Here is a 15496-nt window from a genome sequence, read left to right as displayed (position 1 = left end):
TATTTGTTTTTATAGCTTTTAAAGCAATTTATGCCCGCGGGTGATGCTTCATGTAAACAGAACGCAATCTTTCTTTAGAGACATGCGTATAAATTTGTGTAGTCGACAAATTCTCATGACCTAATAGCTCCTGTACAGTACGTAAATCCGCCCCTTCATCTAACATGTGTGTAGCAAATGTATGCCTTAACATATGGGGACTTATCCGCATTGTCAGTGACGCCTTTTTAATGAGTTCATTTAAAACATAACGTACTCCACGACTTGTTAGCGGTGTACCTTTCGCATTTAAAAATACCATACGAGAGTCTTCGTCAGTCTTATTAACTAACTGTTTTCTCCCATTCTCTATATAAGTAATTAAAGAATCTTGCGCATAGCTTCCGAACGGAATATACCTTTGTTTTTTTCCTTTTCCCATTACTAAAATTGTTCCCACCGCAAAGTCAATATCGGTAAGTTGTAAATTGACACATTCACTCACACGGATTCCAGTCGCATACATCAACTCTAATAAAGCTTGATTCCTTTGACCTAATGGTGTTCCCATGTCAGAAACTTCAAATAATTCCTCTAACTCTTCAGCATATAAAAACTTTGGGATTGACAATTCTTTTTTGGGGAGTGACGCAAGTGCAAACGGATTATCTTTTCGATAACCTTCACGCATCAAAAAACGATATAAACTTCGTAAGCTTGATACTTTTCTTGCGACAGATTTACGGGCTAACTTTTCATCGTGCAACGTCGTTAAGTACAAACGAACATCCGCGTATGTAACGTCTAAAAAAGAGGATATGCCTTCTCGCTCCATAAATTGCACAAAATGTTCTAAATCATTTTGATAACTTGCAATTGTATATTTTGAATAATTTCTTTCAATTTGTAAATATCCAACGAATAATTGTAACAATTTCTTCACATTCACACAACTCACCTCAATAAAGGCTACTAAATCGTATCACAACTTAGTAGCCTTTGCAAGAAATTTAACTAAATATTTACAAAATTTTGAATTGTTTCTAAAGCGCGTGTTGCGTATGCTTCATTTCGTTCCGCTTTCTTTTTGATCTTTTTCTCTAACGGTGCAAATAGACCGAAGTTCGCATTCATCGGTTGGAAGTTTTTAGCATTCGTTGCCGTAATGTAATTTGCCATGCTACCCATTGCAGTTACTGACGGTAGTACAACCGGCTCTTCACCTTGCACAAGACGTGCAGCATTAATTCCCGCTAATAATCCTGATGCTGCTGATTCAACATATCCCTCTACTCCAGTCATTTGACCAGCGAAGAATAAATCATCACGTTGTTTATATTGATATGTTGGACGAAGCAAATTAGGTGAATTAATAAACGTATTACGATGCATTACACCATAACGTACAATCTCTGCATTTTCCAGTCCCGGAATTAACTGTAGCACTTCTTTTTGTGGTCCCCATTTTAAATGCGTTTGGAAACCTACGATATTGTATAAAGTTCCCGCTGCATCATCTTGACGCAACTGAACAACAGCATATGGCGTTTTTCCTGTTTTTGGATCTTCCAATCCAACAGGTTTCATAGGTCCAAATACTAGCGTCTGTCTCCCTCTACTTGCCATAACTTCTACTGGCATACAACCTTCAAAGAAAATTTCTTTTTCAAACTCTTTTAAAGGCACTGTCTCAGCAGCAATTAAAGCCTCATAAAAACGGTCAAACTCTTCTTCTGTCATTGGGCAATTTAAATATGCAGCTTCACCTTTGTCATAACGCGATTTTAAATATACTTTATTCATGTCAATGCTGTCTTTTTCTACGATTGGTGCTGCCGCATCGTAGAAATAAAAATAATCTTCACCTGTTAGTTCTTTTAATTGTGCAGCAAGATCAGGAGATGTAAGTGGACCTGTTGCAATAATTGTTGGTCCTTCTGGAATTTCAGTAAGCTCTTCGTTCACTACAGTTACATTCGGATGGTTTTTTACGTATTCTGTTACTTTAGCTGCGAACTCATGACGGTCTACAGCTAAAGCACCTCCAGCTGGTACAGAGCACTCGTCTGCCGCACGAATAATTACAGAATCCATTAAACGCATTTCCTCTTTAATAACTCCAACTGCATTTGTTAAAGTGTTTGCACGAAGTGAGTTACTACATACTAATTCAGCAAATTTATCTGTGTGATGAGCTGGTGTTTGCCTTACCGGCCTCATTTCATATAATCTAACTTGGACACCACGTTTTGCAATTTGGTAAGCTGCTTCACTTCCTGCAAGACCTGCGCCAATGACGTTTACTACTTGTGTTGTCATTTATATCACCTTTCCTTTTCTTCCCGAAAAAAATGTGAGCAGTTACGCTCACATTTGTTGTTCTTCTTCATAATCGCACGAAATACATTGTACTTGCACGCCTTTTTTTAACTTTTTCTCTACAAGCATGCCTTCACACTTCGGACATTTACGACCAATCGGCTTATCCCAAGATACAAAGTCACACTCTGGATACGTACCGCATCCATAGAAAAGACGTTTCTTTTTGTTACTGCGACGCTCAATAATTTGTCCTTCTTCACATTTCGGACAAGTTACACCGATTTCTTTCACAATCGCTTTTGTATTACGACAATCAGGGAAATTCGAACAAGCCATAAACTTCCCGTATTTACCCATTTTAAAGACCATTGGATGTCCGCATAATTCACAGTCTTCCCCAGCTGGCTCATCTTTAATTTCCACTTCACGCATTTCTTTTTCCGCTTTTTCTAAGCGCGGTTCAAATCCTACGTAGAAATCATCAACAATTTTTACCCAATTGGCATTTCCTTCTTCTACTTCATCAAGGCTTTGCTCCATATTGGCAGTAAATTCAATGTTAATAATTTCTGGGAAAAACTCTAAAATAAGTTCAATTACTATTTCACCAAGTTCAGTCGGAACGAAGCGTTTATTATCCAAACCTACATATCCACGTTTTTGAATCGTTTCAAGTGTAGGTACATAAGTCGACGGTCTTCCAATTCCAAGTTCTTCAAGTGTTCTTACTAGACGGGCCTCTGTATAGCGCGGAGGAGGTTGTGTAAAATGTTGCTTCGGTTCTAAATCCTTTGAAAATACAGTTTCCCCTACTTCTAAAGGCGGCAACATCTTATCCTTTTCTTCCGCACCATCATCTTTCGACTCTACATACACTTTCATAAATCCTGGGAACTTTACAACCGATCCACTTGCACGGAACTGAACATTGTTATTAATGAGTCTCGCTGTCACAGTATCCATTATAGCAGACGCCATTTGACTTGCAACAAATCGCTCCCAAATCAATTTATATAATCGAAGTTGATCACGACTTAAGAAACTTTTCAGTTCCTCTGGCTTTCTCATTACCGAAGTAGGACGAATTGCCTCATGTGCATCTTGTGCATTTGACTTTTTCGATTCTTTCTTCTTTTCTGTTCCTATGTATTCCGTACCATACGCTTCAGTGATGTAAGTACGTGCCTCTGTTTGAGCTGTTTCTGAGATACGTGTTGAATCAGTTCTCATATACGTAATAAGACCTACAGTTCCTTGTTTTCCAAGATCTATCCCTTCATACAATTGCTGTGCAAGCATCATCGTTTTCTTTGCTCGCATATTTAACTTACGTGCTGCTTCTTGTTGCAAGGAAGATGTTGTAAACGGTAATGCAGGATTACGTTTTCGCTCTTTGCGCGTTACATTTTCAACTGAAAACGCATTGTCTTTCATCTGTTCAATTATTTCATTCACTTGCGTTTCATTCGTTAATTGAACTTTTTCACCATCTACACCGTAAAAACTTGCTTCAAATGTGTCTTTTCCTTTTACAAATTCTGTTTTAATTGTCCAGAATTCTTCAGGTTCAAAGCTTTGAATTTCCTTTTCACGTTCGATGATTAAACGAACTGCTACAGATTGTACACGCCCTGCACTTAATCCTTTTTTTACTTTCTTCCATAATAAAGGACTAATATTGTAACCAACAAGACGATCAAGTATGCGTCTTGCTTGTTGTGCATCTACTAAATCCATATTAATTGCGCGAGGATGTTTAAATGATTCTTTGATTGCATCTTTCGTAATCTCATTAAACACAACCCGACAATCTGATTCAACGTCCACATTTAACGTATTCGCTAAATGCCAAGCAATCGCTTCCCCTTCGCGGTCTGGATCGGCCGCGAGATAAACTTTCTTTGCTTTTTTCGCCGCTGATTTTAAATCCTTTAAGACGGGACCTTTACCACGAATGGTAATATACTTCGGGGTGAAGTTGTTCTTTACTTCTATCCCCATTTGACTTTTTGGCAAATCGCGAACATGTCCCATAGACGCGACAACTTTGTATTTTTTCCCTAAATATTTCTCAATGGTCTTCGCCTTAGAAGGCGACTCCACGATTACGAGGTAATCTGACATGCTAGTGCCTCCTTAAGAGGTGGATTCAAGTCTTCATTAATCTTATTGATTTCTCTTGTTTTTGTCAATCAAGAATGAATATACCATACAGTGCCAATCTACCATTTGTCAATAATTGTTTAATAAAAATTTAAAAATATAAGGTTAATTTAAAATCTCCTCCAAGATATCTTCTGCATTTCTTACTAATTTTGCTCCTTGTTGAATAAGATGATTCGTTCCCGATGCCCCCTCTATAAATATAGGTCCAGGAAGCGCAAACACCTCTCTATTTTGCTCTAACGCAAGGTCTGCAGTAATAAGTGTTCCACTTCTCGATTTGGCTTCTACAACTAAAACACCTTTACTTATACCACTAACAATCCGGTTCCTTTTTGGAAAATACCATTTTTTCGGTGCATAGTGCGGAGGATACTCTGTCAATAACAATATATATTCCTTCCACATTTCATATAAATGTCTATTTTCTTTCGGATACATAAACGACAATCCGTGCCCTAATATCGCAATAGTCGGGCAATGATGCCTTACTGTAATCTCATGAGACATTGTATCTATCCCTTTTGCAAACCCACTGACAATAAGCCACTCTCTTTCTAATAAAGGGTGTAAAATAAACTTCAAACTCTCATGACCATATAATGATGGTTCTCTCGTTCCAACAACTGCTAATTTATTTACTTTATTGAGAAAATCTTTTTCTCCTTTTCCATATAAAACGAAGGGAGGATCTTGTATTTCACGTAATAATTGCGGATAATTTTCATCCCATATCGTTATATAAAAAATACGATTTTTCTCTAAATAAGATATATATTGCGGAAGATTTGAACTTTGAAGAAATTTCACTAGTTCTGAAGATTTTTTCGAGGATATTCCAGTGTAGTATTCCATTTGTTTTTCGTTAAAAGTATATATGTTCTTTAATTCTGGATCGACATATAGTAGCCTCTCCATCGCTTTCCAATAATCTGCTAGCAAGTAATGAAGATGTAATAATCGCTCTCTTTTCATCTCAATTCTCCTTACCCATAATTTTTATTATGTAAACAGAAAAAGTGTAAAAAGACACCCTCAAGTAAGAGGGTGTCTTTCAACAGATTAATAGTTTTTGCAAGTCTCAAATAAACCTTTTTCTTTTAAAACAGAGATTAGCGTTTCTCCCATAACTGCTGGAGTTTCAGCTACTTTAATGCCACAAGCTTCCATTGTTTTAATCTTTTCAGCAGCAGTTCCTTTACCGCCAGAAATGATTGCACCAGCATGGCCCATACGTTTGCCAGCAGGCGCTGTTTGACCACCAATGAAGCCTACAACAGGTTTTGTCATATTAGCTTTTACCCATTCAGCTGCCTCTTCTTCTGCTGTACCGCCGATTTCACCAATCATAATTACAGCATGTGTTTCTTCATCTTCATTAAATGCTTTTAACGCATCAATAAAGTCTGTACCGTTAACAGGGTCCCCGCCGATACCTACAGCAGTAGATTGTCCAATACCCTCTTGTGTTAACTGGTGTACAGCTTCATACGTTAAAGTACCAGAGCGCGATACGATACCTACATGACCTTTTTTATGAATGTATCCTGGCATAATACCGATTTTACATTCATCAGGCGTGATAACACCTGGGCAGTTTGGTCCAAGTAAACGTGTATGTTTACCAGCCATATATCTCTTTACGTTTACCATATCTAATACAGGAATTCCTTCAGTAATACATACTACTAAATCAATTTCTGCATCAACTGCTTCCATAATTGCATCAGCCGCAAAAGCGGGTGGAACGTATACAACTGAAGCGTTTGCGCCTGTTGCTTTCACTGCATCTTCTACAGTATCAAATACTGGTACACCTTCAATATCAGTGCCACCTTTACCTGGCGTTACACCACCGACAATTTTCGTACCGTATTCAATCATTTGTTTTGTATGGAATAAACCTTGAGAACCTGTAATACCTTGAACAATAACTTTTGTATCTTTATTAACTAATACGCTCATTTTTCTCCCCCGCTTTCTATTAGCCCACTAGTGAAACAATTTTTTGTGCACCGTCTGCCATAGATTCTGCTGCAACAATATTTAAGCCAGACTCATTTAAAATTTTCTTACCTAGTTCTACGTTTGTACCTTCAAGACGTACAACTAAAGGTAACTCAAGACCTACCTGTTTCGTTGCTTCAATAACACCTTCTGCAATAACATCACACTTCATAATGCCACCAAAAATGTTAACGAAGATACCTTTTACATTTTTGTCAGAAAGGATAATTTTGAATGCTTCTGTAACTTTTTCAGCAGTTGCACCGCCACCAACATCTAAGAAGTTAGCTGGGTCACCGTGGTAATGTTTAATGATATCCATTGTAGCCATCGCTAAACCTGCACCATTAACCATACAACCGATATTTCCATCTAAAGGAATGTAGTTTAAGTCGTATTTTGAAGCTTCAATTTCTTTTGCATCTTCTTCGTCAAGATCACGAAGCTCTAAAATGTCTTTATGGCGATATAACGCATTAGAATCAAAGTTTAATTTTGCATCTAGTGCCATAACTTTACCTTCACCTGTTGTAACAAGTGGGTTAATCTCAGCGATAGAGCAATCTTTTTCAATAAACGCACGGTATAAGCCCATCATAAACTTCACAGCTTGTCCTACAAGCTCTTTTGGAATATTGATGTTAAATGCAATTCGGCGCGCTTGGAAACCTTGTAAGCCTACTGCCGGATCAATATATTCTTTAAAGATTTTTTCAGGTGTTTTTTCTGCTACTTCTTCAATTTCTGTTCCGCCTTCTTCAGAAGCCATTAAAACAACTTGAGAAGTTGCACGATCTAAAACTAGACCTACATAATATTCTTTTTTAATATCGCAACCTTCTTCGATAAGTAAGCGTTTTACTTCCTTACCTTCAGGACCTGTTTGATGTGTCACAAGTGTAGTTCCTAAAATGCTTTCTGCATATGTACGAACTTCATCTAAATTTTTTGCAACTTTTACTCCGCCAGCTTTGCCGCGTCCACCAGCGTGAATTTGTGCTTTCACTACACATACATCTGTTCCTAATTCTTTCGCTGCTTCTACAGCTTCTTCTACTGTAAATGCAACCTTCCCGTTCGGAACGCTAACCCCATAGCTTCTAAGGACTGCCTTACCTTGGTACTCATGGATATTCATGGTCCCATCCTCCCCTGTTTTCCTGTTTTACTCGAAAAGTTTTTTAATGTTTAAAAAACATTACATTGCCATTGTATAAGATGATTGGCACGCTGTCTACAATAAAGTGTCAGAAAACTGAAATCGCTTTATTCTTTTTCGGAAATAGTAATGTTTATATGCCAAAATAAAAAATAAGCTGTATATTTACAGCTTATTTTTGAATCATATCTTTAATTGGCGCGAATGACTTTCGGTGTTCCTCTAATACTCCATGCACTTCAATTGCATCTAAATGTTGCTTTGTGCCATATCCCATATGTTGCTCAAATCCGTATTCAGGATACTTCTCTCCCAGTTCTTTCATCATACGATCTCTCGTTACTTTTGCGATAATGGATGCAGCTGAAATCGAAACACTTTTCGCATCACCTTTAATAATTGAAGTTTGCGGAATTGGTGTGGGAAGCTTCATCGCATCAATTAATAAATGTTGGGGTGTATAAGATAAATTTGCAACAGCATCTAACATTGCTTGTTTCGTTGCTTGGTAAATATTAATTTCATCAATAACTTGCGGTGATACAATTCCAACTCCAATTGCAATCGCTTGTACTTTTATTTCATCATAAAAACGCTCACGTTTCGCTTCACTCAGCTTTTTTGAGTCATTTAACCCTGGAATATAAAAATCCTCAGGAAGAACGACAGCTGCCGTCACAACAGGCCCAGCCAATGGCCCGCGCCCTACTTCATCAATACCCGCGATATATGTGACCCCTTTTTCACGCAAAGCATTTTCATACTTGGACATTTCAAAAAACTTCTCTTTTTCTTTCTGTTCTAACTCTTTTTGTTTATACCACTTCAAAACGAGCTTTTGAACGCCTTTTCGCTCATCTTTCATTAACAGTTGAAAGCGATCATCTTCTTCATTCATAATTTCTTTCAATACATTTTCCGCTTCTTTTATCGTCATTGTTTGCATTTATACAAGCTCCTTTTTAAACGTATCCAAAAAGAAAAGACGCACAAACGCACGTCTTATACTTCTTCTATTTTTTCCACATCTTCTACTTGCTCTGCAAACTCTTCCGGTGTTTCAAACGTCATTTTTCCAAGTTTGCCACCACGAAGCTCACGAAGTACAAGCTCAGATGTCTTATCATAATCAATCATTCCGCCGCCCATTAAGCAGCCTCTATTTTTTCCAATCGCATCGAATAATTCCACAATATCTTCTGGAATCTCATTTAAATTGTAGCGTTCTTTCAAGCGTTCTGGATAATGTTTCTCCATAAAACGTAATGCGTAAACAGCTACATCTTGTAAATTTAAAATTGAATCTTTAATTGCACCCGTCGTCGCTAAGCGAAGACCCACTAATTGATCTTCAAATTTAGGCCACAGAATACCTGGCGTATCTAACAATTCCATTTCCTTCCCAACTTTAATCCATTGTTGGGCTGTTGTCACACCTGGACGATCTCCTGTTTTAGCAATATTTTTCTTTGCCAATTTATTAATTAATGTAGATTTACCAACATTTGGTATACCTACAATTAATGCGCGAATCGCTCTCGGTCTAATACCTTTTGCAACCATTTTATCAAATTTTTCTTTAACAAGCACTTTACAAGCTGCTGCAATTTCTTTCATACCTTGTCCAGCTTGCGCGTTAATCGAAATTGCCATATGGCCTTTTTCTTTAAAATATGCGATCCATTGTTTTGTTAAACGATCATCTGCCATATCCGCTTTATTTAAAACAACAAGCCTCGGCTTATGTGTAATGATTTCATCAATCATTGGGTTTCGAGATGATAATGGTAATCGAGCATCTACAAGCTCAATTACAACATCAATTAATTTTAATTTCTCCGTTACTTGGCGTCTAGCCTTCGCCATATGCCCTGGAAACCATTGAATTACCATGTTGCCACCTTCTTTTTCATTTATTTCACAATACGTGCGTCTTCTAACGGCCAATATAACATATTGGCTTTACCAATTACTTGATCCTTTGAAATCGTACCGATTGAACGGCTATCTTTACTAAAACGACGATTATCACCTAAAACAAATAATTGATCTTTTGGAACAGTTTTCTTGCCTGTCATTTCTTCAAGATTAAAATCATATGTAAGCGGTCCGTCAGCAATTTGCTTTTTCTGCTTGTCTAAATACGGCTCCTCATAAGCCTTTCCGTTAACATACAGTTTATCATTACGATACTCTATTTCATCGCCTGGCAGGCCTATAATGCGCTTAATGTAATCTTTATCTTCTGTTGCTCGAAATACGATAATATCAAAGCGTTTTGGATCTCCAATGTGATAACCAATTTTATTCACAATCATTCGATCACGATCATGTAAAGTAGGTGCCATCGATACCCCGTCTACGAGAATTGGAGCAAAGAAAAACTGTCTAATAACACCAGCTAATACAACAGCAATCAAAATTGCTTTAATCCATTCCCAAAGTGAACTCTTCTCTTTTTTCATGCATTTCCCCTCCACGGTTATGTAAGCTGTTCGTATTATACCAAAATTTCATATAGATTGGAAAAAGGGAGCTTGTGCATTTACAAGCTCCCATACATGTCTTATCGAATTTCTTTAATACGTGCTTTTTTACCGCGAAGGTTACGTAAGTAGTATAACTTAGCACGACGTACTTTACCACGGCGAAGTACTTCGATTTTCGCGATTCTTGGCGTGTGAACTGGGAATGTACGCTCAACACCTACACCGTAAGAAATCTTACGAACTGTGAATGTTTCACTAATTCCGCCACCACGACGTTTAATTACAACACCTTCGAAAAGCTGAATTCTTTCACGAGTTCCCTCAACAACTTTTACGTGTACACGTAAAGTGTCACCAGGACGGAATGAAGGAAGGTCAGTTTTTAATTGGCCTTTTGTAATTTCTGCGATTAATTGTTGCATATTAAATTCTCTCCTTTAAACAGATGCTCTTATAAAGTCTTAATAAATTACAGCGGAACATCGTTAATACGGCTACTGATTTCAGTAGCACAAATGTTATAATAGCATATTACTAGGCCTGTTGCAATAGCAAATATATGAAGTTATTACTGCTCTCGCTTTATTTCCTCAAGCCATTTTTTCTCTTGTTTAGATAGATCTCTATCATCTAACAAATCAGGTCTACGCGTATACGTACGGCGCAAAGATTCCTTATGTCGCCATTCGTCAATATTTTTATGATTCCCTGACATTAATACATCCGGTACCTTCATACCACGAAAATCAGCCGGACGTGTATAATGAGGATGCTCTAATAAACCTGTACTAAACGAATCCTCCACTTGTGAAGCATGATTTCCTAGCACGCCTGGCAAGAGACGTACAACACTATCAGTAATAACCATAGAAGCTAATTCTCCGCCCGTTAATACATAATCACCAATAGAAATCTCATCCGTTACGAGATGCTCACGAATTCGTTCGTCATACCCTTCATAATGCCCACATACAAAGATCAAATGTTCTTCCTCTGCAAGCTCTTCCGCTTTCTTCTGCGTAAATCTTTCGCCCTGCGGACACATTAAGACAACTCTCGGCTTACGCTCTGTCTCTTTCGTCAAATCTTCTACAGCATCAAAAATAGGCTGAGGAGTAAGCACCATACCAGCTCCTCCGCCGTAAGGATAATCGTCTACGCTATTATGCTTACTTGTTGTATAATCACGAAAGTTAACAACACGAAGGTTTACCGCTTCTTTTTCTTGCGCCTTCTTTAATATAGAAGATCCAAATACACCGGTAAACATGTCTGGGAACAACGTTAAAATATCAATTTTCATTATAGCAACCCTTCCATTACATGAATGGTTACTAATTTATTTTCAATATTAACTTGAAGTACAACGTCATCAATATAAGGAATTAAAAGATCTTGACCCTTCGGACGTTTAATCACCCAAACATCATTTGCACCAGGAGAGAGAATTTCTTTGATTGTCCCTAGCGCTTCTCCTTCTTCCGTTACAACGCTGCAACCAATAATTTCGTGATAGTAGTATTCACCTTCAGCAAGTTCGCCTAACTGCTCTTCTGGTACTTTTATTAAAGAACCTTTAAACTTCTCTACTTCATCTACATTGTTATATCCTTCAAATGTTAATAAATCGAATGTCTTATGTTGGCGATGAGAAGTTACCTTCACCGGAAGGTAGTCTGTGTCTTTCTCATTCGATATGTATAGTGTGTTTCCTACTTTATATCGCTCTTCTGGAAAATCAGTACGAGAAATAACACGGATTTCTCCTCTTACGCCATGAGTATTTACAATTTTCCCTACGTTAAACCATTTTGTCATAAATAGTATGTCACCCCTGGTTTCTATATAAATTAAGCATCTCCATTTCATAGATGGAACATGCAATCTCTATTTAAATGTTAAAAAAGGGAGAGGAATAACTCCTCGCCCTTTTTACGTTTATTGAATTTCCAGTGTTACTTTTTCATCATTATGATGTCCCACTGAATACAAGAGCATCCGAATCGCTTTCGCAACTCTCCCTTGCTTTCCAATGACTTTTCCAACATCCTCAGGATGTACAGTTAATCGATACTTTATCTCTCCGTTGTAAAGTTCCTGTGTAACTTTTACATCTTCAGGATGATCGACAAGAGGCTTGACAATCGTCTCGACTAACTTCTTCATAGTCATTGCCTCAATTACTTACCTTGTTTAGATAAGTGGAATTTCTCCATGATACCTTGGTTAGAGAATAAGTTACGAACTGTATCAGATGGTTTAGCACCATTTCCTAACCATTTTAATGCTGCTTCTTCGTTGATCTTAACTTCAGCTGGTTGAGCAACTGGATTGTAAGTTCCGATTTCCTCAATGAAACGTCCGTCACGAGGAGAACGAGAATCTGCAACAACTACACGATAGAAAGGAGTTTTTTTAGCTCCCATACGTTTTAAACGAATTTTAACTGCCATTTATAAAGCACCTCCGAATTTATTTCACACAGATAATTATATTAGCAAAAAGACTATTGCTTTGTAAAGTATTTTTTCTTAACAGAGCCATCTTTTTTTCCTTACATGAATGGAAACTTCAATCCACCTAGTCCTTTTTTCTTGCCTTTTTGCATTCCAGTCATCGTCTTCATCATTTTTTTCATGTCATCGAATTGTTTGATTAGACGATTGATTTCTTGTACAGTTGTACCGCTACCTTTGGCAATGCGCTTTTTGCGACTAGCATTGATTATTTCCGGTTGTTCTCGTTCTAATTTAGTCATAGAACGAATAATTGCCTCAATATGCCCAATTTGTTTTTCATCAACTTGCGCATTTTTCAGCCCTTTAATTTTATTTGCACCAGGAAGCATTCCTAACAATTCATCAAGCGGCCCAAGTTGACGCACTTGTCCAAGTTGTTCTAGGAAATCGTCAAGCGTAAACGAAAGCGTACGCATTTTTTGCTCAAGTTCTTTTGCTTTCTCTTCATCAACTGTAGCTTGCGCTTTTTCAATCAATGTTAAGACATCGCCCATCCCTAAAATACGGGATGCCATACGCTCTGGATGGAACGCTTCAATTGCATCTAGTTTTTCACCCATACCAGCAAATTTAATCGGTGTGTTTGTTACAGCCTTAATAGATAATGCAGCACCACCGCGCGTATCACCATCTAATTTCGTTAATACAACACCTGTTAAACCTAACTGTTCATGGAAACTTTGTGCAACATTTACCGCGTCTTGTCCCGTCATCGCATCGACAACAAGGAAAATTTCATCCGGTTTCGCAACTTCTTTAACTTTCGCTAATTCATCCATTAGTTCTTCATCGATATGCAGGCGACCCGCTGTATCGATTAAAACATAATCATGATGATCTTCTTTTGCTTTTGCAATCGCTTGTTTCGCAATTTCAACAGGACTTACTTGATCTCCTAAAGAAAATACAGGCATGTCCAATTGCTTCCCTAATGTTTCAAGCTGTTTAATTGCTGCTGGACGGTAAATATCAGCTGCAACAAGCATCGGTTTACGATTATGCTTTTTACGAAGCAAATTCGCAAGCTTACCTGTCGTCGTTGTTTTACCCGCACCTTGCAGACCAACCATCATAATAACAGTCGGTGGCTTATTAGCAACAGCAATTTTGCTTTGCTCTCCGCCCATAAGTTCTGTAAGTTCTTCCTGTACAACTTTAATTACTTGTTGTCCAGGTGTCAAACTTTTCATTACATCTTGTCCGACAGCACGTTCAGACACACGCTTCACAAAATCTTTTACTACTTTAAAGTTAACATCTGCTTCTAAAAGAGCTAGACGAACTTCTCTCATCATTTCTTTCACATCGGCTTCAGAAACTTTTCCTTTGCCGCGGATTTTTTGCATTGTCTGTTGAAGTCGGTCGGCTAATCCTTCAAATGCCATATTGCCGCCCTCCTAATCTAATTTTTCGATAGCTTCAACAACTTGTTTCATTTCTTCATTCACATGCTCTTCTTCGCTGATTAGCTGTTTTAGCTTTGCAACAAGTCGCTGTCGCTCTTGAAACTTTTGAAGTAATACTAATTTTTCTTCATATTCTTCAAGCATCGCTTCAGTCCGTTTAATGTTATCATACACGGCTTGGCGACTTACATCAAATTCTTCCGCAATTTCACCAAGAGATAAATCATCTAGATAATAAAGCGACATATAACTTCTTTGTTTTTGCGTTAACAACGATTGATAAAAATCAAATAAATAGTTCATTCTCGTTGTTTTTTCGAGCATGTTGGATCATCCTTTGTTAAGTGATTTCCCTTTACATGAATTAGTTTACATGGAGTCCAAAAGAGTGTCAAGTTTTTTTCTTAACATCATATATTTTTATAGAAAAAGAAGCGGAAATACCGCTTCTTTCGCTTATACTTCTTCTGTTTCTACTAAGTTCGCAAATAAACCATACACATATTGTTCTGGATCAAACTGCTGCAAATCATCCATTTGCTCTCCTAATCCAACAAACTTCACCGGTACATCCATTTCGTTACGAATCGCTAATACAATACCACCTTTAGCAGTTCCATCTAACTTCGTTAAAACAATACCAGTTACATTCGTTGCCTCCCGGAATGTTTTCGCTTGGCTTAAACCGTTTTGTCCTGTTGTTGCATCAATAACAAGCAATACTTCATGAGGAGCACCTGGTACTTCACGCTCAATTACACGCTTCACCTTCTCTAACTCTTTCATTAAGTTTACTTTATTTTGCAAGCGTCCTGCTGTGTCACATAGTAATACATCTACCTTACGTGCTTTCGCAGCTTGTACAGCGTCATACATAACCGCCGCTGGATCAGATCCAGATCCTTGTTTAATCACTTCTACACCAACACGATCGCCCCATACTTCTAATTGTTCAATCGCCCCAGCACGGAATGTGTCTCCTGCTGCCAATAGGACTGACTTACCTTCTGATTTAAACTTATGCGCCAGTTTACCAATTGTTGTCGTTTTTCCTACACCGTTAACACCAACAAATAAAACAACCGTTAATTGGTCCTCTTGCATATTAATTTCGTTACTAAAATCGCTGTCACCTTTGTAAATTCCCACTAGTTTTTCTGAAATAACAGCTTGTACTTCTTTTGGATCTTGAATGTTACGACGTTGTACTTCTTCTTTCAATTGATCAATTAATTCCATTACCGTCGCAACGCCAACGTCTGCACCAATTAAGATTTCTTCTAACTCTTCGAAGAAATCTTCGTCCACTTTACGGTAACGATACACTAAATCATTCACTTTATCCGCAAATGAATTTCTAGTTTTTTCTAATCCGTGTTTAAATTTCTCTGTTACTGTATCCGTTTGTTTTGAAATTTTTTCTTTTAGTTTTTTAAAAAAACTCATACTTTC

17 protein-coding genes are annotated in these 15496 nt (G+C 37.7%); all 17 read right to left on the bottom strand.

The genetic code is table 11. The features are described from left to right. Nucleotides 1-28: 28 nt before the first annotated feature. The 17 genes from xerC to ftsY all read right to left on the bottom strand — a co-directional run bounded on the left by xerC (nucleotide 29) and on the right by ftsY (nucleotide 15490). On the bottom strand, nucleotides 29-928 hold the full coding sequence (gene xerC, locus IBT51_RS06415) for a tyrosine recombinase XerC (protein WP_053563759.1): 900 nt from the start codon (nucleotides 926-928) through the stop codon (nucleotides 29-31). Nucleotides 929-993: 65 nt separating this feature from the next. After that, nucleotides 994-2298, bottom strand: coding sequence for an FADH(2)-oxidizing methylenetetrahydrofolate--tRNA-(uracil(54)-C(5))-methyltransferase TrmFO (trmFO, locus tag IBT51_RS06410; protein ID WP_000213006.1), 1305 nt, complete (start codon nucleotides 2296-2298; stop codon nucleotides 994-996). A 48-nt stretch (nucleotides 2299-2346) separates the two neighbouring features. Then, on the bottom strand, nucleotides 2347-4425 hold the full coding sequence (gene topA, locus IBT51_RS06405) for a type I DNA topoisomerase (protein ID WP_001286955.1): 2079 nt from the start codon (nucleotides 4423-4425) through the stop codon (nucleotides 2347-2349). A 144-nt stretch (nucleotides 4426-4569) separates the two neighbouring features. Beyond that, complete coding sequence (dprA, locus tag IBT51_RS06400) at nucleotides 4570-5439, bottom strand: DNA-processing protein DprA (RefSeq protein ID WP_000818046.1); 870 nt, start codon at nucleotides 5437-5439, stop codon at nucleotides 4570-4572. A gap of 87 nt (nucleotides 5440-5526) precedes the next feature. Then, nucleotides 5527-6429, bottom strand: coding sequence for a succinate--CoA ligase subunit alpha (sucD, locus tag IBT51_RS06395; RefSeq protein ID WP_000115178.1), 903 nt, complete (start codon nucleotides 6427-6429; stop codon nucleotides 5527-5529). A 19-nt stretch (nucleotides 6430-6448) separates the two neighbouring features. Further along, entirely contained in the window at nucleotides 6449-7609 is a 1161-nt protein-coding gene (gene sucC, locus IBT51_RS06390; RefSeq protein WP_001020790.1) for an ADP-forming succinate--CoA ligase subunit beta, read from the bottom strand. A 193-nt stretch (nucleotides 7610-7802) separates the two neighbouring features. Beyond that, nucleotides 7803-8576 (bottom strand): ribonuclease HII, encoded by a 774-nt coding sequence (locus IBT51_RS06385; RefSeq protein ID WP_200458033.1) that lies wholly within the window; start codon nucleotides 8574-8576, stop codon nucleotides 7803-7805. A gap of 56 nt (nucleotides 8577-8632) precedes the next feature. Beyond that, on the bottom strand, nucleotides 8633-9523 hold the full coding sequence (gene ylqF, locus IBT51_RS06380; protein WP_000236702.1) for a ribosome biogenesis GTPase YlqF: 891 nt from the start codon (nucleotides 9521-9523) through the stop codon (nucleotides 8633-8635). Nucleotides 9524-9543: 20 nt separating this feature from the next. Beyond that, nucleotides 9544-10095: a signal peptidase I gene (gene lepB / locus IBT51_RS06375; RefSeq protein ID WP_000711852.1), complete on the bottom strand. Its 552-nt coding sequence runs from the start codon at nucleotides 10093-10095 to the stop codon at nucleotides 9544-9546. A gap of 101 nt (nucleotides 10096-10196) precedes the next feature. Beyond that, entirely contained in the window at nucleotides 10197-10541 is a 345-nt protein-coding gene (gene rplS / locus IBT51_RS06370; protein WP_001186516.1) for a 50S ribosomal protein L19, read from the bottom strand. 146 nt (nucleotides 10542-10687) lie between these two features. After that, a complete protein-coding gene (trmD, locus tag IBT51_RS06365) occupies nucleotides 10688-11422 on the bottom strand; it encodes a tRNA (guanosine(37)-N1)-methyltransferase TrmD (RefSeq protein WP_000686899.1) in 735 nt (244 codons plus the stop codon). Then, nucleotides 11422-11937: a ribosome maturation factor RimM gene (gene rimM / locus IBT51_RS06360; RefSeq protein WP_000170272.1), complete on the bottom strand. Its 516-nt coding sequence runs from the start codon at nucleotides 11935-11937 to the stop codon at nucleotides 11422-11424. The genes trmD and rimM overlap by 1 nt, the downstream gene beginning before the upstream one ends. Nucleotides 11938-12057: 120 nt before the next feature. Continuing rightward, on the bottom strand, nucleotides 12058-12285 hold the full coding sequence (locus IBT51_RS06355; protein WP_000737399.1) for a KH domain-containing protein: 228 nt from the start codon (nucleotides 12283-12285) through the stop codon (nucleotides 12058-12060). A gap of 14 nt (nucleotides 12286-12299) precedes the next feature. Then, nucleotides 12300-12572 carry a 30S ribosomal protein S16 gene (gene rpsP, locus IBT51_RS06350; RefSeq protein WP_000268750.1) on the bottom strand — a complete coding sequence of 91 codons (273 nt, stop codon included), beginning with the start codon at nucleotides 12570-12572 and terminating at the stop codon, nucleotides 12300-12302. Nucleotides 12573-12673: 101 nt separating this feature from the next. Then, nucleotides 12674-14023 (bottom strand): signal recognition particle protein, encoded by a 1350-nt coding sequence (ffh, locus tag IBT51_RS06345; RefSeq protein ID WP_000863460.1) that lies wholly within the window; start codon nucleotides 14021-14023, stop codon nucleotides 12674-12676. 12 nt (nucleotides 14024-14035) lie between these two features. After that, nucleotides 14036-14368, bottom strand: a complete 333-nt coding sequence (locus tag IBT51_RS06340) for a putative DNA-binding protein (protein ID WP_000891062.1) — start codon at nucleotides 14366-14368, stop codon at nucleotides 14036-14038. Nucleotides 14369-14500: 132 nt separating this feature from the next. Continuing rightward, the gene (gene ftsY / locus IBT51_RS06335) at nucleotides 14501-15490 is read right to left on the bottom strand and encodes a signal recognition particle-docking protein FtsY (protein WP_000007642.1); all 990 of its coding nucleotides are present in this window, start codon (nucleotides 15488-15490) and stop codon (nucleotides 14501-14503) included. Between the last annotated feature and the right edge of the window lie 6 nt (nucleotides 15491-15496).

This window comes from Bacillus sp. S71 (assembly GCF_016625265.1).
In the GTDB taxonomy this organism is placed as follows: Bacteria; Bacillota; Bacilli; order Bacillales; family Bacillaceae_G; genus Bacillus_A; species Bacillus_A cereus.
The sequence above is the reverse complement of the archived record's forward strand: the minus strand, read 5'-3'. Positions and strand labels throughout refer to the sequence as shown.